The sequence below is a fragment of the Pyxidicoccus sp. M6 genome (genome assembly GCF_055568925.1).
On sequence record NZ_CM145714.1, the window covers coordinates 12,679,846 to 12,698,576 of the forward strand.

The 18,731-nt window shown below is 70.2% G+C and carries 13 protein-coding genes; 5 read left to right on the top strand and 8 right to left on the bottom strand.

The genetic code is table 11. The annotated features are described in order from the left end of the window. Positions 1-78 precede the first annotated feature (78 nt). Positions 79-2,304, bottom strand: a complete 2,226-nt coding sequence (locus ACVTJA_RS50080; RefSeq protein WP_465831711.1) for a M4 family metallopeptidase — start codon at positions 2,302-2,304, stop codon at positions 79-81. A 352-nt stretch (positions 2,305-2,656) separates the two neighbouring features. On the opposite strand from ACVTJA_RS50080, the gene ACVTJA_RS50085 reads away from it, so the two are divergent. Next, entirely contained in the window at positions 2,657-3,088 is a 432-nt protein-coding gene (locus ACVTJA_RS50085; protein WP_465831712.1) for a hypothetical protein, read from the top strand. Positions 3,089-3,112: 24 nt separating this feature from the next. On the opposite strand, the gene ACVTJA_RS50090 is transcribed toward ACVTJA_RS50085, so the two are convergent. From ACVTJA_RS50090 to ACVTJA_RS50105, 4 genes are read right to left on the bottom strand one after another with little or no spacing between them, the layout of a single operon-like run. Then, positions 3,113-4,300 carry a Rieske 2Fe-2S domain-containing protein gene (locus ACVTJA_RS50090; protein ID WP_465831713.1) on the bottom strand — a complete coding sequence of 396 codons (1,188 nt, stop codon included), beginning with the start codon at positions 4,298-4,300 and terminating at the stop codon, positions 3,113-3,115. Continuing rightward, positions 4,297-5,934, bottom strand: a complete 1,638-nt coding sequence (locus ACVTJA_RS50095; RefSeq protein ID WP_465840714.1) for a GH3 auxin-responsive promoter family protein — start codon at positions 5,932-5,934, stop codon at positions 4,297-4,299. Before ACVTJA_RS50095 ends, ACVTJA_RS50090 begins: the two co-directional genes overlap by 4 nt. Positions 5,935-5,960: 26 nt before the next feature. Next, on the bottom strand, positions 5,961-6,734 hold the full coding sequence (locus tag ACVTJA_RS50100; protein ID WP_465831715.1) for a hypothetical protein: 774 nt from the start codon (positions 6,732-6,734) through the stop codon (positions 5,961-5,963). After that, entirely contained in the window at positions 6,731-9,598 is a 2,868-nt protein-coding gene (locus ACVTJA_RS50105; RefSeq protein WP_465831717.1) for an FG-GAP-like repeat-containing protein, read from the bottom strand. Before ACVTJA_RS50105 ends, ACVTJA_RS50100 begins: the two co-directional genes overlap by 4 nt. Before the next feature lie 212 nt (positions 9,599-9,810). Between ACVTJA_RS50105 and ACVTJA_RS50110 the strand changes: the two genes are divergently transcribed. Both ACVTJA_RS50110 and ACVTJA_RS50115 read left to right on the top strand, forming a co-directional pair. After that, positions 9,811-10,764, top strand: coding sequence for a fatty acid desaturase family protein (locus ACVTJA_RS50110; protein WP_465831718.1), 954 nt, complete (start codon positions 9,811-9,813; stop codon positions 10,762-10,764). After that, a complete protein-coding gene (locus tag ACVTJA_RS50115; protein WP_465831720.1) occupies positions 10,764-11,387 on the top strand; it encodes a hypothetical protein in 624 nt (207 codons plus the stop codon). Before ACVTJA_RS50110 ends, ACVTJA_RS50115 begins: the two co-directional genes overlap by 1 nt. A gap of 270 nt (positions 11,388-11,657) precedes the next feature. Here ACVTJA_RS50115 and ACVTJA_RS50120 read toward each other — a convergent pair whose 3' ends face one another. The 3 genes from ACVTJA_RS50120 to ACVTJA_RS50130 form a co-directional block, all read right to left on the bottom strand. Next, positions 11,658-12,056 (bottom strand): hypothetical protein, encoded by a 399-nt coding sequence (locus ACVTJA_RS50120; RefSeq protein WP_465831722.1) that lies wholly within the window; start codon positions 12,054-12,056, stop codon positions 11,658-11,660. Between the two features lie 116 nt (positions 12,057-12,172). Next, a complete protein-coding gene (locus ACVTJA_RS50125) occupies positions 12,173-12,670 on the bottom strand; it encodes a CinA family protein (protein ID WP_465831724.1) in 498 nt (165 codons plus the stop codon). Beyond that, positions 12,667-13,782 carry a GRAS family protein gene (locus ACVTJA_RS50130; protein ID WP_465831726.1) on the bottom strand — a complete coding sequence of 372 codons (1,116 nt, stop codon included), beginning with the start codon at positions 13,780-13,782 and terminating at the stop codon, positions 12,667-12,669. The genes ACVTJA_RS50125 and ACVTJA_RS50130 overlap by 4 nt, the downstream gene beginning before the upstream one ends. 379 nt (positions 13,783-14,161) lie before the next feature. On the opposite strand from ACVTJA_RS50130, the gene ACVTJA_RS50135 reads away from it, so the two are divergent. Next, complete coding sequence (locus ACVTJA_RS50135; protein WP_465831728.1) at positions 14,162-15,868, top strand: LVIVD repeat-containing protein; 1,707 nt, start codon at positions 14,162-14,164, stop codon at positions 15,866-15,868. A gap of 115 nt (positions 15,869-15,983) precedes the next feature. Next, entirely contained in the window at positions 15,984-18,731 is a 2,748-nt protein-coding gene (locus ACVTJA_RS50140; protein WP_465831730.1) for a TonB-dependent receptor domain-containing protein, read from the top strand.

Sequence of the window (18,731 nt, forward strand, 5' to 3'; positions counted from 1 at the left end):
GACGCCGTGCCCCGAAACGACAGCACCCGGGCGGCTCGAGAGCCACCCGGGTGCCGGTGCTTCAGACAGCGCTGAGGACTAGTACTTGCCCAGCAGCGTCACGCCCGAGTAGGCCGTGTAGCCACGGATGTTCACGTAGTACGTGCCCGCCGTGGTCTTGGTGATGGTGCAGGACTCGGCGTTGCCGGACTTGTACGGACGGCAGTCGTACGTGGACGTCGTCGGCGCGGCGCCGAAGCGGACGTACAGGTCGGCGTCACCCGTGCCACCGGAGATGGAGATGGTGGCCGCGGTGTTCGCCGGCACGGCCAGGGTGTAGTTGGCCGACACGGAGCTGGCGGCGCCGGCCAGGCCCGTCACAGGGACGTTGTTCTGCAGCACGTTGCCGGACGGCGTGCCCGTGGTGTACGCGCCGAGCAGCGTCACGCCCGAGTAGGTCGAGTACGCGTTCAGCATCACGTAGTAGGTGCCGGCCTGGATGTTGGTGATGGTGCACGTCTCGGCGTTGCCGCTGGCGTACGGACGGCAGTCGTAGGTAGCGGAGTCCGGCGCGGCGCCGAAGCGCACGTACAGGTCCACGTCACCCGTGCCACCGGAGGTGGTGAACTTCAGGCTGGTGGCGCCCGAGGGCACGACGAGCGTGTAGTACTTGCTGTTGCCCGAGCTGTCGCCGATGCCCGTCACCGCGACGTTGTTGGTCAGCGGGGTGGTGGTGGGCGGCGGCGTGGTGACGCCCACGCCCACGGCCTCCCACGCGGCCTTCACGGCGTCCTGCGTGGCGGTGTCGTAGCCCAGGTCCGCGGCGGCCTGGATGGTCCACGTCTTCGCGTTCGCGAAGGTGGTGGAGGCCGTGAACAGGTCGGTGTTGGCCTTGTACCAGATGCGGGCGGCCTTCTCGACGCCGATGGCCGGCACGTTGATGGTGGAGCGGCCGCGCGGGTGCAGACCACCCTTGGAGAGCAGCGCGAAGGCCAGGTTGGGCACGCCCGAGCTGTAGTGCACGTCCGTGGAAGACGTCACGTTGGCCGCCCAGTCCTTGGACGCGCCGTCCTTGGCCGGGTCATCCATGTAGCGGAGCGCGTCGTTCGCGGTGCCGGGGGTCCAGATGTCCTCGCCAATCATCCAGATGGCGGCGGCGGTGCTCCAGGTGCCCGAGGCCCAGCTCTCGCAGATGGCGGAGAAGGTGTCGGACATGGCCTCGTTCAGGCCGCCGGACTGACCGGAGTAGGTGAGGTTGGACTCGTGCTCCGTCACGGCGTGGGTCAGCTCGTGGACGGTGACGTCCGCGTCCTTGCCCAGCTCGATGGAGTTCACGCCGTCACCGTCGCCGTACACCATCTGCGTGCCGTCCCAGTAGGCGTTCACGTAGTTGGTGCTGTAGTGCACGGTGCTGATGAGCGTCGCGCCCGCGTTGTCGATGGAGTCGCGGTTGAACAGCGTCTTGTAGCAGTTGTACGTGAAGCCGAGCTGGTCGTAGTTCTGGTCCACGTGGGCGTCGCCGATGGCGGCCTGGCCCTCGCTGCGCTTCAGGGTGCCCGGGGTGCTCGTGCCGTTGTTGGCCGAGTACACCTTGCGGTTCAGCGCGGAGTGGATCTGCGGGAAGCGAGCGGCCACCGCGCCGTTGAGGGCGTCCACGTACACCAGGTCGCGCAGGGGCGTGCCGTCCTGCTCGCCCGTCACCGTCACCTCGAAAGCGAGGCGCAGCTTCTCGTCGTTGTCGCGCACGTACACCAGGCGCGTGCCGGAGGCCGTCTGGCCGCCAGCGGTGGCGCGCACCGCGGCAATCTCCGCCGCGCTGCCGGCCAGGGCGGCCTTGGCGGGCAGGTTCACGCCGTCACGGGCGGAGCCGTTGGCCAGGTACACCGAGCCGTTGGGGCGAACGTGGACGACGAGCTCGCCGTTCACCACGGGCAGGCCGTTCTTGGTCTGCGTGTAGCGCAGGTGCTGGTTGCCCTGCTCGTCCGTGCGGGCGCTGCGCAGGTACATGTCCTCCGGCTTCAGGCGGAACACCGGCGTCACCGCCGCCAGCGTCGGCGCGGCCGCCAGCGCCAGCTCGCCCACGCTCATGGCGGACAGCGAGCGCTCGACGTGGCCGAGCTCACCGCGAACCGTCGACGGGATGCCGTCCTCATGGATACCGGCAACACCCGCGTTCTTGAGGACGCCCAGCGACTCCTGGATGTCCTCCCCCCCCTTCACCCCCGCCTGAGCGTCGTCACCGGCCGAGGGGTCGACCGTGCCGCACGCCGCGAGAGTCAGACCCAGCCATGCCGCGCCAAACTTCTTCAAGACTCGAATAGCCAACGAGATACCTCCAGGGAGAAAGGCCCGCTATTCGTGACACAACTGGAATAGAGATTTCAAACCCCCAGTGCGTGTTTTTTGTTTCAAAGTGTTTCGTTACTTGCGGAGGGGGTGTTTCCGAGGGGCGCAACCCCCATTTGGTAAACTAAATTTACGTTATTTTTCCCCGTGGAGCGAGAATGCTCCAATGATGTGTGGCCTCCGGACCTCGAATTTCGGCTGATATGGGATTGGGGGGAGGGGTGGCTCGGCCCCGTAATGAACGGAAATGGGCGGCAGAAGAATCGTCCCCGGGGTCTCCCGTCCGAAGGGACAGAACGCGGCAACGACGCCGCGGCGACTGGAGGCCGTCATGAAGGCGAAGCTGATTCGGGTGTTCGTGGTGCTGGCGATGTCCGTCGGGAGCCCGGTGCTCGCCCAGGGCGTGCACGAGGCCTCCTCCATCCGGGTGGGCGAGCCGAACGGCCGGGTGGAGCGCGAGCGCGCGGAGCGGGAACGGCTGGAGCGCGAGCGGCTGGCCCGCATCGAGCGCGAGCGCCAGGAGCGGGAGCGCCAGGCCCGCATCGAGCGCGAGCGCGCGGAGCGGGAGCGCCTCGCCCGCATCGAGCGCGAGCGTCAGGCCCGCATCGAGCGCGAGCGCGCGGAGCGGGAGCGCCTCGCCCGCATCGAGCGCGAACGCAAGGAGCGGCTGGAGCGCGAGCGGCAGGCGCGGCTGGAGCGCGAGCGCTGGGAGCGTGAGCACTCGACGCGTGGCCACTCGGGCTACGACTCCCGTCGCGGGTGAGTCACCTCGGAGAGCCTCGCCCCCTCATATCCAGAAGGCCATGTCGCGCTCGGCCTCTTCGGGGCCGGCGCCATGGCCGCCCTCGCGCAGCCACCGGCGGTACGCCTCGATGTCCGCGTGATGCAGGTCCGCCTCGGTACCCGAGTAGACGCCGCCACCGGGCCCGTCGAGCAGCCCCTCGCGCTGGATGCCCATGATGACCACGTCCTGCTGGATGACCTGCCGCGTGTACCAGCGCACCAGCGGCTTCAGCGCCCGTCCCACCAGCGCGCCCGGCACGTCCACCGGGAGCCGATAGCTGATGGCCGTATAGACGAGGCTGTCCGTGGGCCCGATGGGCGTGCACTGCGAGTTGATGACGAAGCCGTGGTCGCCCCAGAGGTAGTCCACGCGGGTGACGTTGGGCACGTAGTACTTGTCTGTGTGGAGCAGCGGCAGGCCGCTCGGATTGAAGAGGCGGCCGAGCCCCGTGACGGTGTCCTGCTCCTGCTTGTACGTCACCAGCACGCTGCCCGCCGTGCGCCGCACCGTCGCGGGGACGCGCCGGCTCGCCGGCTTCCGGAACCAGCCCGGATGGACGAAGAGCGTGTGCGGCACGTCCATGAAGTTCTCGACGAGGTTCGTCACGCCGTTCGGGAAGCGCGTCACCATGAAGTAGACGGTCCACCCGGGCTGCCCCCAGTAGGGAACGCGGAACGGCTCGGCGCGGGCGCGCGACGCGTCGGTGCCGCCCATGAAGACGAAGACGAGCCCGTCCTGCTCCACCGTGGGGAAGCGCTGGAGCTGGCCCAGCTTGCAGGGCTCGGGCTGGAGCCCCTCGCGGGCACAGGCCTCCGCGTCCAGCAACTCACTCCGCTGCGAGGGCCCGAGCGAGGGCACCTCCACCACCGCGCCGGACGCGTCGTAGACCCAGCCGTGGTACGGGCAGCCGAGACGCCCGTCGAACACGGCCCCGCGAGACAGCCGCGCGTTGCGATGCAGGCAGCGGTCGCGCAGCGCGGTGGGCCGGCCTTGCGAGTCGCGGAAGAGGACCACGCCCGTGCCGAAGAGCGTGCGCGCGAGCGGAGCCCCCGCCTTCAGCTCGGTGGAGAGACAGGCCACGTACCAGTAGTCCTTGAGCGCGCCACAGCGGGCGAGGTCGGCCTCCGCTTCGAGGTCCACATTGGGAGCGCGAGGAGTCTCGACGGGGTGCAGGTGTTGGGGCTGTCTCATGCGGCGGCTCCCGAGAAGTGGGCGGACCAACCGGGCAGGCGGTGCAGGTCCATGGGCTTGATGTCACCCGCGCGTTGGCCGAGCTCGATGCAGCGGGCCTCGTAGCGGCGCGTGCCATCCGTGACGCGTACCGCACGCACCGGACCGAGCTGCCCCAGCTCCCGCGCGTAGCGGTAGTGGTGACCTTCGAGGAGCGCGCGTTCCACCGCGTCCGCGGCCTCGGTGAGGCGTGAATCAGGAGCGGCGGTGTCGAGGAACAACCGGTAGGCGGGAGGCCCCGGCTGCCACTCGGGGGCGAGCATGGCGAAGTCGGGGCGCACGCCACCGAAGAGGGGCGGAAGCGCGGCGTCCAGCACGGCGGCGACACGTGTCGCGGAGAGCTTCTCCCCCACGAGGTCACAGACGGCATCCGCGCGGCCGAGGAAGCGCAGGCAGGGCGTCGCATGCCGGAAGCCCTCCACGCGCACGAGGTCTCCCAGCCGGTAGCGCAGCAACCCTCCCGAGGTGGAGAGGAGCACCGTGTACGTCCGGCCCCGCTCCAGCTCGTGCGCGAGGCGCGGGCGCGCGTCCGGGAGCTCCGCGTCGAGGAACTCGAAGAAGTGGCTGCGCACGGCGAGCACGGGAGCGGGCGCGTCGAAGAGGGGCACGGTGATGACGCCCTCGGTGGCGAGCAGTCCCTTGCCCTGTACCTCCACGCCGCTGAAGCGGCGGCACGCGGCGGGCACGGCGTGCGCCGCCTGCGCCTCCGTCCACATGCTGAGCAGGGAGAGACGTGGCCACAGCTCACGGGCCTGGAGTCCATGCCGCAGGGCGGAGCGCAGCGCGGCGGCGCGCTCGGGATGCGGGGTGAAGCGCATGCGGGAGAGGACTTCACTGACCTCCTCCGCCTCCGGCGGACGGCAGGTCCCCCGCTCCAGGTCTTCCGCCAGTCGCGCTCCGTGCCGCTCCAGCGCGTCCATGAGCAGCGTGAGGAAGCTGGGATTCCACACGCTGATGAGCGTCAGGTCCGCGCGAGCGACGAGGTGCCACAGCGTCACGTAACGGCACCGCTCCACGTCCGGCAGCGCCCCCACCGTGCCCGGCACCGCGAACACCCGCGAGAGCAACGGCCGCAGCGCGCGAGAGAAATACGCACTGTCCTCCACGCTTCCCACCGGGATGCCGCCCGCCGTCCTCCCCTGCCTCCTGCCCATGGGAGAGATGGACCAGTAGCTCGGTCCGGTGCGGAGCACGGGCCTGTGATGGAGCAACTCGAACAGCATGGGGGACAGGGCGCGCTGGAATTCATCGAGCAGGCCCCGCGTCATCGGCACGAGCTTGCTCGCGCCCGAGGAGCCACCCGAAGGCTCGAAGCGAATCACCGGCTCGCGGGTGAGGACATGGGCCTCACCGGCGGCAATCCGCTCCACGTCGGGAGCAACGCCATCGGGCGTCGCCATCGGCACCGCATCCTGGAGCTCCCGGGCGCTGCGCACCCGCTCGAAGCCCGGGATGCGTGTGGCCTGCTGGCTCCCGGATGCAGCACGCAGCACCCGCGACAGACACTCTGCCTGCGCCGTCTCGGGGTCACGCAGGGCGCGGTGGAAGCGCAGCGCGGAAGGAGCCAGCGCGGCATGCAGCCCACCCAGCAACATGGAGGACGCAATCACGGCACGTCTCCTCACGTCCCCACGCGGACGCCCACCTGCCGCAACCCGCGCCGCGCCCAGCCGCGAAGCTGGCCCCACACGCTGCGCCCCAAGGCACGCGTCAGGTCCCACCAACGAATCTCCACCAGGCACACCAACTCTTCACCGTCCACATGGCCGGGGTTGCGCTCGGCGAAGAAGGCGATGTGCGGATGTGCCGCCGCCGCGCGGTCGATGGGCGCGATGCCATCCCTCACGCGGTAGTGCGCACCATGGAAGCGCAGCGTGCCCCGAGCCGCGTCGTACTGCGCGCCGAACCAGCGCGTGGCCAGCGCGCGCAGGAAGTCCTCGCGCCCGGGCGGCGGCGTCCAGTCCCTCCGGGGCACCGTCCTCCAGAAGTAGTTCACCGCGAGCAGGTACGTCTTGAAGCCCGCGCTCAACAGCAGCCAGTGCAGCGGGCGCAGCGGGTTGCGCAGCTTGCGAGACAGCAGGAAGCGCCCGAAGCACACCTGCAACACCTTGTGTCCCCACCAGTCCGGGTGGATGACCGTGTCCCCCGAGTACACCACCTCCACCACCCGAGCCCCCGCGCGCTCCTCCGCCACGCGCACCGTGCTGAAGCCCACCAACTCTCCACCACGCCGCGCGTGCAGGAGGATGACGTACTGCTTTCCGTCCAAATCCTCCGCGAACCGCTCCGCCGACACGCCCGAGTAGCAGAGCTGCATCAGCGCCAGCATCTGTGCACGCTGTGCCTCGGTGAGCGACTCGCACCGCACCGTGGAGCCCTTGAGCGGAGACATCATGGCGTGGCGCTCCCGCGCAGCGCGGAGGCGTCCGCCGGCTGTCGCAATTCCTGGTAGCGGTCCGGCTCCAGCGTCACCTCCTGCACCGCGCCGCCGTACCAGTGCACCTCCGCCTTCACCGGCCCGGAGTAGCGCCCCAGGCCGAAGTGCAGCCGGGGGTCCGCCGACGCGGAGAACCCGCCCATCACCCCCACCTCTCGCACCTGCTCCACGCGCCGCCCGTCCTCCACGTAGGAGAGGACGACGCGCGAGCCCACAGCGCTCCGGTGCGTGCCCGTGCCGTTGCCCACCAACGTCAGCCCCACGAAGTGCGACTCCGGAGAGGCCGCGCCGCGCAGCGTGTTCCGGTACAGCGACACCGGCGCGTGCTGGTTGGTGACGAGCCCATCCAAATCCCCGTCATCGTCCAGGTCCGCGAGCAGCACCCCACGCGAGTTGTCCGGGTCGTCCATGCCCAGCTCGCGAGCCAGGTCCACGAAGTGCCCGGGGTTCTCCTCGCCGAGGTTGAGGTACACGCGCCGCGCCTCGTTCGGGTACAGCTCGCGTCCACGGATGTCGCCCCACTTGTCCGCGTACGTGTGGAGTTCGGGGCCGGACTGCATCAGCTTGTGGTTGACGTACCAGTAGTCCTTGCGCTGGCCCTCGGGGATGCGCCACCGCGCATCGTCGAGCCGGTCATCCACCATGCCATTGGCCTGCACGATGTCCGGCCAGCCGTCGTTGTCCAAATCCCCCGCCGCCGCGCCCCAGCCGAAGCGCCGCTCGTTGAGCGCGCCACGGAAGGTGGCCTCGTCGCGGAACGCCGGAGTGAACGCGTCCTCGCCCGGCCCCACCATCCACAGCAGGCTGCCCTCCGCCTGGAGCGAGTGGTGCACGTTGGAGACGTACACGTCGAGCCACCCGTTGCGGTCGAAGTCCGCCACGGACGCATTCATGCCCTTGTAGGTGTCCTTCCCAATCTCCCCGAAGAGGCGGCCAACGACGTGGCGGAAGTGGCGTCCCTGCTCGTTGAGGTAGACGTCATCCGGCCCGAAGTCGTTGGCCACGTACAGGTCCGTCCAGCCGTCGTGGTTGAGGTCCACCGTGCTCACCGCGAGCGACCAGTGCGTGTCCCCCAGGCCCATCGCCTTCACGTCCACCCGCTCGAAGGTGCCGTCGCCCCGGCCGCGATACAGCGCGTTGAGGCCGCCATTCGTCGCGTCGTGCCAGCCGTCGTGCATGAAGCGGAACATGCGCCGGTCGCCCGGAGTCTCCGGCTGCGGAAGGCGGAAGAGGTTGAGTGGCACCGGCGGCGAGTAGTCCGGCAGGTACGTCGTCATCGCGTTGAGGACAAAGAGGTCCAGGTGCCCATCACGGTCGTAGTCGAGGAACGTGAGCCCCAGGCTCACCGCGTGGTCCGTCACACCCGCCGCATCCGTGACGTCCTCGAAGCCTGCGGCGCCCGTCTCGCGCAGCGTGTTGCGCAAGAGGCGCACCGGCCCGAAGGCCACCGCCACCGCGAGGTCCGCGTCGCCATCTCCATCCCAGTCCACGAAGGTGCCGCCGCCCGCCAGTCCCTCTTCCTTGTAGCGGGTGGCGAAGCGCTCCAGCGCGGGCACCGGCACGCGCTCGAAGCGGAGGTCGCCGAGATTGCGGTAGAGGCCCGCGTGGAACTCGGGCGTGCCCAGTGGGTGCGTGAGGAACAGGTCCATGCGCCCGTCCCCGTCGTAGTCCCCCGTGGCCACCGCGTCGCCCACCGCCACCAGCCACTTCGCCACGTGCGCGAGACGCGGGTCCAACTCCTCCAACGTGTGGCCCATGCGCGAGCCGAGCCCCGCCGCCGCCACGTCCACGCGGTCCATGTGGAAGGCCAGCGGCTTCGCGCGGACACCGGGCGCGGCGGCCACGGTGAAGCCCACGGCCATGACAGCGCCGAGCCCACCCACCAGTCCCATGCGCTTCAGGTACGCGGGAGACAACAGGCGCTTCAGTGATTCACCCGCACCGCGCTTCCACGCGGCGCGCGCATGGAGGAAGAGGAAGCGCAAGGTGGCGCAGGTGAGAGCCGCGTAGAAGAACGTGTAGACGCTCTCCTTGAGGTGCAGCACCAGGTCCACCAGCGTTATCGCCAGGGCGAGCAGAATCTGCCCGCGCCGCGCGCCCGGCGAGGTGGCCGGGTCGGTGAGCATGTAGAAGACGAAGATGAAGAAGGACGGCGCGCCCAGCGTGCCGAGGAACAGCACCTCGGGCGGCAGGTGGTGCCGCATGATGTACGCGCGCAGCGCCGTCTGGAGCGCGTAGAAGACGAGGAAGCTGGCCACGAGCCAGCCCCGGCCCACGCGGAAGAAGAAGAGCACCAGCGCCGCCATGAGGATGAAGGCGGACAGCGCCACGTTGCCGTTGGCCCACTGGTACGCGGGCGCGGCGGTGATGAGCTCGCGCGTGAGGAGCAGCGACAGCGCCACGCCGAACATGGATGGGTTGAAGACATGCTTGCCCTCGAAGGTGAGCACGTACTTGGAACCGATGGCGAGCCACACCGGCAGGAAGAGCAGCCAGCTCGAGTGAGAGTAGTTGAGCAGCAGTGCCAGCGAGCAGCAGGAGATGTACGCGCTCAGCGGCACTTCCCTGCGCCGCGCCAGCAACCACCCGAGCGCCACGTCCAGCGTGCAGCCGGTGACGACGATGGTGAGCATCTGCCACGGGCTGCGGTTGAAGCCGAAGAAGGTGAAGCCCAGCACGCCGTAGAGGGTGAGGAGCGCGGCGAAGGGCAGGCGCGGGTCGTTCCATCGGGGCCAGGTCCAGCCCCAGCGCTCGACGCGCGGTGTCGTGTGCAGCGGGGCATACACCTGTGCAGCGAGGTTCGCCCCCGGTCCAGCGCTCATGGTTCGCCGCCTCCGGCCCTGCGCGACTCACGCCTCGGCACCAGACCGGGCAGGTCCCCCGAGCGTGCCCCGCCTCCCTCGTGCTGTCCAATCAGGGCAGGGGCTTGCATCCGCCCTCCCCGCATGTGCTCACCTGAGTGCCGGTTCATGTCATGAGCGCCTCATTGCAAACCGCGAGCACAGCCCCCGACTCCCTTCCCCGACGCGCCGCGGTGCCACGCGAGCTGCTGGTACAGGCCACCGTGCCGGGACTGTTACAGCTCGCCGCCATCGAGTGGGCGTGGATGGGCGCGTGCTGGCTCGCGATGGCGCGGTGGCCGTGGGTGACACCGCTCGCGGTGCTCGTCATCGCCGGGAGGATTCACGCGCTGGGCGTCATCTTCCACGACGCGGTGCACCTGAGCGTGCGGCGCAAGAGCATGGGCCTGAGGCTCCTGGAGGTGCTCGCGGGCTACCCGGTGGCGAGCACCTGGGAGTCCACGCGCTACCACCACCTGCGCCACCACCACGACGCGGGGCTACCGACGGACCCATATCGGCGCAGGCCGCTGCACGGATGGCGCATGGCACGCGCGTGGTTGCTGCTGGTGGGCGTGGTTCCTTTCTGGATATTGCGCGGGCCGGTGGGACTGCTCGCGTGGGTGGTGCCCGCGCTGCGCGTGCCGTATGCGCGGCTGTTCCTCCAGGCCCGTGCGTCCACCGGACGCACTGACTCGGATGAAGTGAGGTCTTGCGCGACGTCGGGACTCCAGACACCGGCCCCCACCGGGCTTTCCGAGTCCGAAGAAGTACGGGCCTGCGCACGCTCGGAGCTGGGACAGGTGCTCTTCCACCTCGGTGTGCTCGCGCTCGCATGGCGCTGGCCTCACGCGGTGGCGTTGGGCTACGGGCTGCCGCTGCTGGTGGCCTCGGGCTTCAACGCGCATCGGCTGCTCGCGGAGCACACCCCTGCACAGGCCCACGGGCGCACGCTGGCGGACGTGCTCGCGGTGACGGCGGACCACGGCCTCGGGTGGCTGGGCCGGCTGTGGCTCGCGCCTCGCAATGTGGGCTGCCACGTGGTGCACCACCTTCACCCGCAAGTCTCGCTGGAGCACCTGCCCCGGCTGCGCGAGTGGTACGTGGCGCGCTTTCCCTCGCACTACCCTTCGCCCCGGCGCTTCTGATGCTCTCCCCGCACACCCGCGTGCTGCTCGCCGTGCTCGCGCTCCTCTGCGCCGTGGCCGCGCTCTTCTTCCGCCGCGCGCAGAACTCGAAGGGCGCGCGAGGCGGCCGCATCTCGGGGCCCAAGCTGGCGTGGCTCTTCTACGCGGTGTTCCTCTGGTTCCTCGTCTGCCCGCTGGTGGCGATGGATGCCCGGGTGCCCACGGAAGCGCGCGCGGTGCTCGGTGCCTTCGCCCTCTTCATGTGGCTGCGCGGCGCGGCGGAGCTGTACCTGCTCTACGTGACGAAGAGCTGGCGCCCACCGTACGGCGTGGCGCACGACGTGGCCTGCATCGCGCTGGTGCTCGGCGGTCTGTTCTGGGGCCGCGCTCGGTGGATGGAATCGCCAGGCAGCGCGGACGTGTGGGCACTGGCCTTCATGGGATTGGTGCTGGTGAGCCTGTTCGTCGAGGTGGCCTACGCCGCGCTCTTCTTCCACGCGGTGGAGGGACGCACCACGGGCGACGAGGGCATCTGGTTCGCCGACGAGGAGCAGGCCCGCTTCCACCGCATCAACCGGCTCACCCTGGCATTCAACGTGCCCCTGTACGTGGGGCTCGCCGCACTGCTCGTGCTGGCGGCGTGACGGCTCCTTCCACTGCCGTCCCCGCTCGGCTTGGGCGACGGGCTCAGGTCGCTGACGCAGACACCGCCAGCTCGCGCAGACGGAGGCCTCGCGGAGCTGCATCCGGGCGTCCTCCGGCCAGGTGTCCGCAGCGGACTTGCCCACCGCCGCGTGGTGCGACTCCAGACCGAGCCCGTCGGGCTCATCCTCCAGCATCACCAGGTCGCGCGCGTCCGCGAACCCCATCGCGCGTTCCAATCCAGCAGAGCCGCGCGCCAGCCTCCAGCCCCCTCACACCCCCGGATGCATCCCCATGTCCTCGTCGCCGTGGATGAGCCACTGGCGCGCGGAGGCCTCCTGCCAGAAGCGCCGGAGAATCCGGTCCGTGTGACTCTCGCGCGCAATCCGGTTGAGCTGGAGCGCCACAATCTGGCTCTCCACCAGCTCCGCCACGCGCACCACGCCCGAGCGCAGGCCGTACTCCTGCACGCGGCGAATCATGTCCGCCGCTTCCGGCGACGCTGGCTTGAAGGTCCTCACGTCCGCCTTGATTTTGATGTCCTGCCCCGCCAGCGAGTCCGTGGCGCCTCGCAGCTCCGCCACGAAGCGCTGCATCTCCTCCACGCGGATGTAGCCGTCGAGGATGAAGTCCACGATGGCGTGCTGCCGGTCGACCTCTATCTGGAACACCGGGGCGCTCCTTGTGAAACAGGAAATGCGGGTTGGGCCGTTCTGGCGTGATTAAAAGAGTAGAGAAACCGGCCACGCGCCGATAGGCGTCCACCAGGGCGGTGCGAGCGTTCAGTTCATGATTCCGCGCCCAGCCTTTCGAGCAGCAGCTCCAGCGCGCGGTCCGCGATGGCCCGGCGCACCGCGCTCCTGTCTCCGCTGAAGACGTGGCGCTCCACCGTGGCCTTGCCACCTCTGCGCTGCACCGCGACGAAGGCCAGCCCCACCGGCTTCTGCGGCGTGCCGCCCGTCGGGCCGGCGATGCCCGTCTCCGCCACCGCCCAGTCCGCGCGCGAGCGCTCCAGCGCGGCGCGGGCCTGCGCCTCCACCGCCTCCGCGCTCACCGAGCCGTGCTTCTGGAGCAACTCCAGCGGCATGCCGAGCTGCTCCACCTTCGACTCATTCGAGTACGGAATGAAGCCGCGCTCCACCACCGCCGACGCGCCCGGCACGTCCGTCAGCCGCGCGCACACCAGGCCGCCCGTGCACGCCTCCACCAGCGCCAGCCGCACGCCCGCCTCGCGGCAGCGCCTCAGCACCTTCGCCGCGAGTGGGTCGGATGCTTCGTTCGTCATCGATGCCCCTCCGTCGGACGCGCGCCGAGCACCGCCACCAGCGTGTCGTCCCGGTAGGAGATTCCCACGAAGCCCCGCTCGCGTCTCAACGTTACCGCCGGGTGCACGTCCACGGGCCGCATCCGCGCCAGCGCCTCCAGCGGCGCGAAGCCCGCGCGGCGCAGCCTGTCCAGCCAGGACTGCGCCGTCTCGTGCCGCTCGCAGCGGGCCGACTCGTCCACCGTGCCCACCACGTCATCCACCTCGCGGCCAAAGAAGCGCTTTATCGCCGCGCGCTCCTCCCTTGGCACGTCCAGCGTGTCCAGCAGATGGAACAGGCTCGTGAAGTGGTTCCACGCATTCCGGAAGCGCTCGCGCACCGGCGCGCGGTGGTGGTCCACGTTGGGCTCGCACAGCACCACGCCCGTCGGCTCCAGCGCGCGCAGGTGCCGCAGCACCGCGTCCCTCGCCGCGCCTCCGCTGTCGGGCGTCTCCGCCACGTGGTGCAGGGCGAAGGCCGCATTCACCACCAGCGGCCTCGGCACGCCGCGCAGCGCCTCCCACGTCGCGTCCGCCAGCGACTCCACCGGCGTCTCCAGCCCCACGAAGCGCACGGCCGCGCCCACCTCGCGAGCCACCTCCGCCACCGACGCCTCCGCCTGCCGCAGGCTGGCGCCGCTCGGGTCCACGCCCACCAGCGTCAAGCGCCTCGGCAGCGCGCCTGCCTTCGCCAACTCGCGCAGCAGCCCGCACTCCTGCCGCGCCTGGCCGATGCCCACGTCCAGCAGCGTCGCCTCGGGGTGCCCGCGCAAGAGCCCCATCAGCAGCGTGTTGGCCACCGCGTCCGCCGCCGACGCCAGCGGCATGTGCGTCATCAGCAGGCGGAACAAATCAATCTGCCGCGGCCCCTGCTCCGGCTCCGAGTCGAAGTAGGGATTGCGCGTCACCGCGCCCGAGCCCTCCAGCCTCCGCGAGAGCGCCCTGGCGAAGAGGAGGTAGTGCAGGTCCTCCGGCTCCCCGTGCACGTCCAGCAGCGCGTGCAGGGAGAGGAGCGCCTTCACCGCCTCCGATGGGCGTCCCGCCAGCGAATGCTCCAGGCCTCGGAGCAACAGTGTGTCCTTGGGCGTGCGCATGGGCCTGCCTCCCTTCCCAGCACCGCGTCATTCATTGACTGTGAAAAAGAGTAGTGATGCTCACGCGCGCGCCTCCACAGGCCCAGCCGCCTGCCCCGCCCCCGCGTGCGGTGGCGCACATGCTTCATGCCCACCCGGGCCGTGCCGTGTGCACCCGGCCACCCTTGTCCCGAACGCAGGTCCAACACCCCACGAGGCGCTCGCGCGTCCCTCCTCGAACGCACGACCAGGCTCCGCGAGCCCTGCTCACCCCGCAAGCCATGAAAGTTGTCCACGGGCTCGCGTGGAGCCCCCACTCGCGGCCCGATGTTGGCTTCGCAAAGCCATCCCTACCGTGCGCCCCTTCGCGGAAGCGGACACGCGGACGCACGGAGGATGCATGGCTGGAGCAATGAGGACGTGGCTGACGCTCACCGGGCTGCTGGCGCTGGCGCTCTCTTCGAGCAGCGCGGCGCAGACGGCGGACTCCCCGTGGAAGCACCCTCGCTACCCGCCCGTGGTGGATACGCCGTTCAAGAAGGTGCCTCGCCCCATCATCGGCGCGCTGCGCCAGCCGCTGCACGAGCTGCCGCAGACCGACAACTTCGAGCTCGTCGGCTACAACCCGCTGCCCAACCCGGGAGACACCATCGCCCGGGGCCTCAACGGGCCCGTCGCCATCTCCGGCGACTGTCTCTACGTGGGCAGCCGCGTCGGCCGAAGGCCCGGCACCGGCCCCGCGTTCGGCACACCGCCCATGCCGCCCGAGGTGCTCATCCTCGACATCTCCAACCCGCGCAGGCCGAAGTCCGTGGGCGCGCTCCCCACCATCCTCAACGCCACCTCGCGCGAGCTGCGCACCATCCCCGACGCGCGCACGCTCATCATCATGAACTTCCGCGAGACGGGCGAGGACAGCAGCGCGGTGAACAACTACCAAATCTATGACATCACCGACTGCCGCCACCCGGTGCTGCGGCAGACGATTCCGCTCGGCATCGACCGGCCGCACGAGTTCTTCCTCTGGCGAGACCCGCGCGAGCCCGCGCGCTTCCTCCTCTTCTCCTCCATCCACCTGGGTGACGTGCGCGAGCCGTCGCTGCGCGTCTTCGAGCTGATGGCGCCTCCGGACGGCCCCATCAGCCCCGAGCCGGTGGCCACCTTCACCCTCGCCCCCGCCGTGCCCCGCGTGCAGCCGGTGCAGCCCTTCGAGTGGCGGGATGACCACTTCGTCTTCGACACGGAGAAGCCGCCCGTGCAGCGCAACAACGTGCATTCCATGTCCGTCTCACCGGACGGCACGCGCGTGTACGTGGCCAACATCCACGGTGGCTACTACGTGCTGGACAGCTCGCGGCTGGCGAACCGCGAGCCGTGTACCCGCGACACCGTCACCACCGACGAGACGAGCAACACCGACCCCAACCTGTGCCTGCGCAAGCTGAACCCGGACCCGGACGCGCGCGTGGACTTCACGCCGCCGTACGCGTGGACGGAGCACTCGGCGTACCGGGTGCCGGGCCGGCCGGACCTGCTCATCTCCGGCGAGCGCAACGGCACCAACACCTGCCCGTGGAGCTGGGGGCACATCCTGGACATCTCCAACGAGCGGCGGCCACAGGTCGTCTCCCGCTACATGGTGCCGGAGAACCTGGAGCCCAACTGCGTGGCCGGCGGCCCCGGAGACCCGTCGCTCCTGCGCGAGTTCTCTCCGCACCAGCAGCTCGTCTTCCCCAACCTCTTCTTCATCTCCTGGTACTCGGCGGGGCTGCGCGCCTGGGACATCGCCAACCCCGTGCTGCCCATGGAGGTGGGCGTCTATGTGCCGAAGCCCGCCTCCCGCGTGGTGGAGCGCTTCCGCGAGAGCCCCGACGTGTGGTTCTGGTCCCACCCCATCCTCTACAACGGCCTCATCTACATGGCCGACATCAACAGCGGCCTCTACGTGGTGCGCTACAAGGGCCCTCGCGCGAACGAGCTGCCGCGCACCGGGCAGTACCTGAGCAACACGAACTACCTCGCCCCACCTCCACGGCCCGCGCAGGCTCCCGTGGCCCCGGAGCCCGTGGACAACGACAGCCCCTCGGAAAAATCGACGCGCCGCTGACCGCGCCAGCCGCCTGGGGGGTTTTGAGGAGGACTTCCCAGGCTGATATACGCGGCGCCCGCGAACCGCATCGGCCGGAATGCACGATTCGCGAGCCCCGGTGTTGGTGCGTCCGATGCAACTGCAACGCTTGTACTGCCTCCTCCTCGTGGCGCTGGTGCCCTGCACCGCGAGCGCCCAGGGTGTGCCCTCGCCCGCCAGCGAGCCTCGCGCGGTGGAGGTGGACGTCCAGGCCACCGACGGGGGCACGTCCGTGTCCGCCGAGGACGCCGAGCGCCTGGGCCTCACCCCCGGCGGCGCCGACGCGAAGCTGGTGCCCCCCTCGCTGGTGGCGGAGTCCCCCGCCCCATGGCCCGAGGGCCTGGAGGGCACGCCCGGCGAGGTGACGCTGGAACTGCTCGTGGACGCGCAGGGCGCGGTGTCCGAGGTGAAGGTCGTCCACGCCCCCGCCGAGCCGCGCCTCACCGAGGCCGCGCTGAAGGCCGCGCCCGGCCTGCGCTTCACCCCGGCCACGCTGGGCGGCACGCCCGTCGCGGTGCGCCTGCCCTTCGTCTACCGCTTCGAGCCACCCGTGCAGGTGCCCGCCGCCACCGCGCGCCTGACAGGCGAGGTGCGCGCCCGGGGCACGCGCCGGCCCCTCGTGGACGCCACCCTCTTCCTCGACGGAAGCACCGAGCCCGCCGGCACCGTGGACCCGCAGGGACGCTTCACGCTGCAAGTCGCCGCGGGCAAGCACCGCGTGGAGGTGCGCGCGCCCGGCCACCAGCCCGCCACCTTCGAGGAGACGGTGTCGGAGGGACAGTCCGTGCAGGTCGTCTACCGCCTGCAGCCCGGCCGCGTGAATCCGTACGAGACCGTGGTGCGCGACGAGCGGCCGCGCACGGAAGTCACGCGCATCAGCCTGCACGAGCAGGAGATTCGCGAGGTGCCCGGCACCATGGGAGACCCGTTCCGCGTCGTCATGCTGATGCCGGGCGTGGGCAGCGTCGCCTCGGGCGTGAGCTACCCGGTGGTGCGCGGCAGCCAGCCGGCGGCCACGGGCTTCTTCCTCGACGGCGTGCGCATCCCCATGCTGTATCACCTGATGCTGGGGCCCGCGGTCATCCACCCGGACTTCATCGACACGGTGGACTTCTACCCGGGCACGCCGCCGGTGCGGTTCGGCCGCCTGCTGGGCGGCGCGGTGGAGGGGCGCCTCTCGCGGCCTCGCGAGGACAGGCTGCACTTCACGGCGTACGCGGACTTCATCAACGCCGGCGGCTTCATCGAGTACCCCTTCCAGGAGACGGGCACCTCCGTCAGCGTCGCGGGACGCGTCAGCTACACGGGCCTGCTGATTGGGCTGGGCACGAAGCTGTTCGCCGGCACCCAGGGCGAGAAAATCCACGCCAACTTCTACGACTACCAGGCCCGCGTGGAGCAGAAGGTGGGCGAGGGACGGGTGCGGCTGTTCGCCCTGGGCAGCTCGGACGACGTGGGCGCCTCGCCGTCCAGGGACTCGCTGGGCAACACGGGCGCGTCCGTGGTGTCCCGCTTCCACCGGGTGGACCTGCGCGGCACGCACCCGCTGGGCGGGGGCGAGGTGGAGGTGGGCCTCACGGTGGGCGTCGACGAGGTGGGCCTCTCCGGCGAGGAGACGGTGGAGCCGCGCCCCGGCGAGGAGATGGTGGTGGAGCACGTGGGCGACTACGGGGTGGAGCAGACGACGTACTCGGCGCGCGCGGGCTGGCGGCGGCACTTCACCGAAACGCTGGAGGTGGCCGTGGGTGGAGACGTGGAGCACCGGCGCGCCTCCACCACCATCACCGGCAAGGCCCTTGCCCCGGGCAACCGGCCCGGCATCACCGTGGACCCGCTGAAGAGCCCGTCGTCGCTGGCCACCTTCTCCGGTGCGTACGCCAGCGCGACGTGGCTTCCGGCGGAGCGCTGGCTCATCCAGCCCGGCGTGCGCGTGGACGCGTATCACCTGGTGCCCGGCATCACCCATACCGCCGTGGAGCCGCGCATCACCGTGCGGCACCAGCTCACGGACACGCTGGCCCTCAAGGGCGGCGCGGGCCTCTTCCACCAGCCGCCCACGGTGCTGCTGCACCTGCCCGCGCTGGACACCGCCGGCCTGCGCTACGGCCTCCAGTCCGGCGCGCAGCTCGACGTGGGCGCCGAGTGGAAGGCCGCCGAGGGACTGGAGCTGAGCGGCGACGCCTTCTACAACCCGCTGTCGCGCACGGTGGAGTTCGACGTGCTGGACGTGGTGGAGAACCGGCGCCGCGGCGGAATCAACGAGGACCCGTCCGCCAGCGGCTACGCCTATGGCTTCGAGCTGATGGCGCGACACCCGCTGGGCGGCAACTGGTTCGGCTGGGCGTCCTACAGCTTCCTCCAGTCGAAGCGCCGCGTGCGCTTCGACCGGTACGGTGACGACAACCGCGTGGTGGAGTCACTGGAGGGCACGCTGCCCTTCGCCTTCGAGCAGGCACACGTCTTCAACGCCGCGCTCAGCTACAAGTTCGACACCTGGACGTTCGGCACGGTGGTGCACTTCAACACCGGCCGGCCCGAGTCCGGGCAGGTGTCCTCGCAGACGCAGCGCCTGGTGACGGACGACCACGGGCGCACCGAGTGGGTGCGCCAGGACGAAGACCGCGTCGAGCGGCTGAGCAACTTCTTCCGCGTGGACTTCCGCGCGTCGAAGTCGTGGGCCATGGAGGACTTCACGCTCGACGCGTACCTGGACGTGCTCAACATCTCCGCCCAGCAGGAGACGTTCGCGTACGACTACCTCCTGGAGGAGTCGGGCCCGCGGCGCAAGCCCGTGCGCCTGCCCGTCATCCTTCCCATGTTCGGCCTCAAGGGGACCTACTGA

What these genes read in the sequence shown, in the direction of transcription:
- ACVTJA_RS50135 (WP_465831728.1), top strand. Translation starts at nt 14,162, where the DNA reads ATGGCTGGAGCAATGAGGACGTGGCTGACGCTCACCGGGCTGCTGGCG.
- ACVTJA_RS50090 (WP_465831713.1), bottom strand. Translation starts at nt 4,300, where the DNA reads ATGAGACAGCCCCAACACCTGCACCCCGTCGAGACTCCTCGCGCTCCC.
- ACVTJA_RS50095 (WP_465840714.1), bottom strand. Translation starts at nt 5,934, where the DNA reads ATGTTGCTGGGTGGGCTGCATGCCGCGCTGGCTCCTTCCGCGCTGCGC.
- ACVTJA_RS50105 (WP_465831717.1), bottom strand. Translation starts at nt 9,598, where the DNA reads ATGAGCGCTGGACCGGGGGCGAACCTCGCTGCACAGGTGTATGCCCCG.
- ACVTJA_RS50130 (WP_465831726.1), bottom strand. Translation starts at nt 13,782, where the DNA reads ATGCGCACGCCCAAGGACACACTGTTGCTCCGAGGCCTGGAGCATTCG.
- ACVTJA_RS50085 (WP_465831712.1), top strand. Translation starts at nt 2,657, where the DNA reads ATGAAGGCGAAGCTGATTCGGGTGTTCGTGGTGCTGGCGATGTCCGTC.
- ACVTJA_RS50125 (WP_465831724.1), bottom strand. Translation starts at nt 12,670, where the DNA reads ATGACGAACGAAGCATCCGACCCACTCGCGGCGAAGGTGCTGAGGCGC.
- ACVTJA_RS50115 (WP_465831720.1), top strand. Translation starts at nt 10,764, where the DNA reads ATGCTCTCCCCGCACACCCGCGTGCTGCTCGCCGTGCTCGCGCTCCTC.
- ACVTJA_RS50100 (WP_465831715.1), bottom strand. Translation starts at nt 6,734, where the DNA reads ATGATGTCTCCGCTCAAGGGCTCCACGGTGCGGTGCGAGTCGCTCACC.
- ACVTJA_RS50140 (WP_465831730.1), top strand. Translation starts at nt 15,984, where the DNA reads ATGCAACTGCAACGCTTGTACTGCCTCCTCCTCGTGGCGCTGGTGCCC.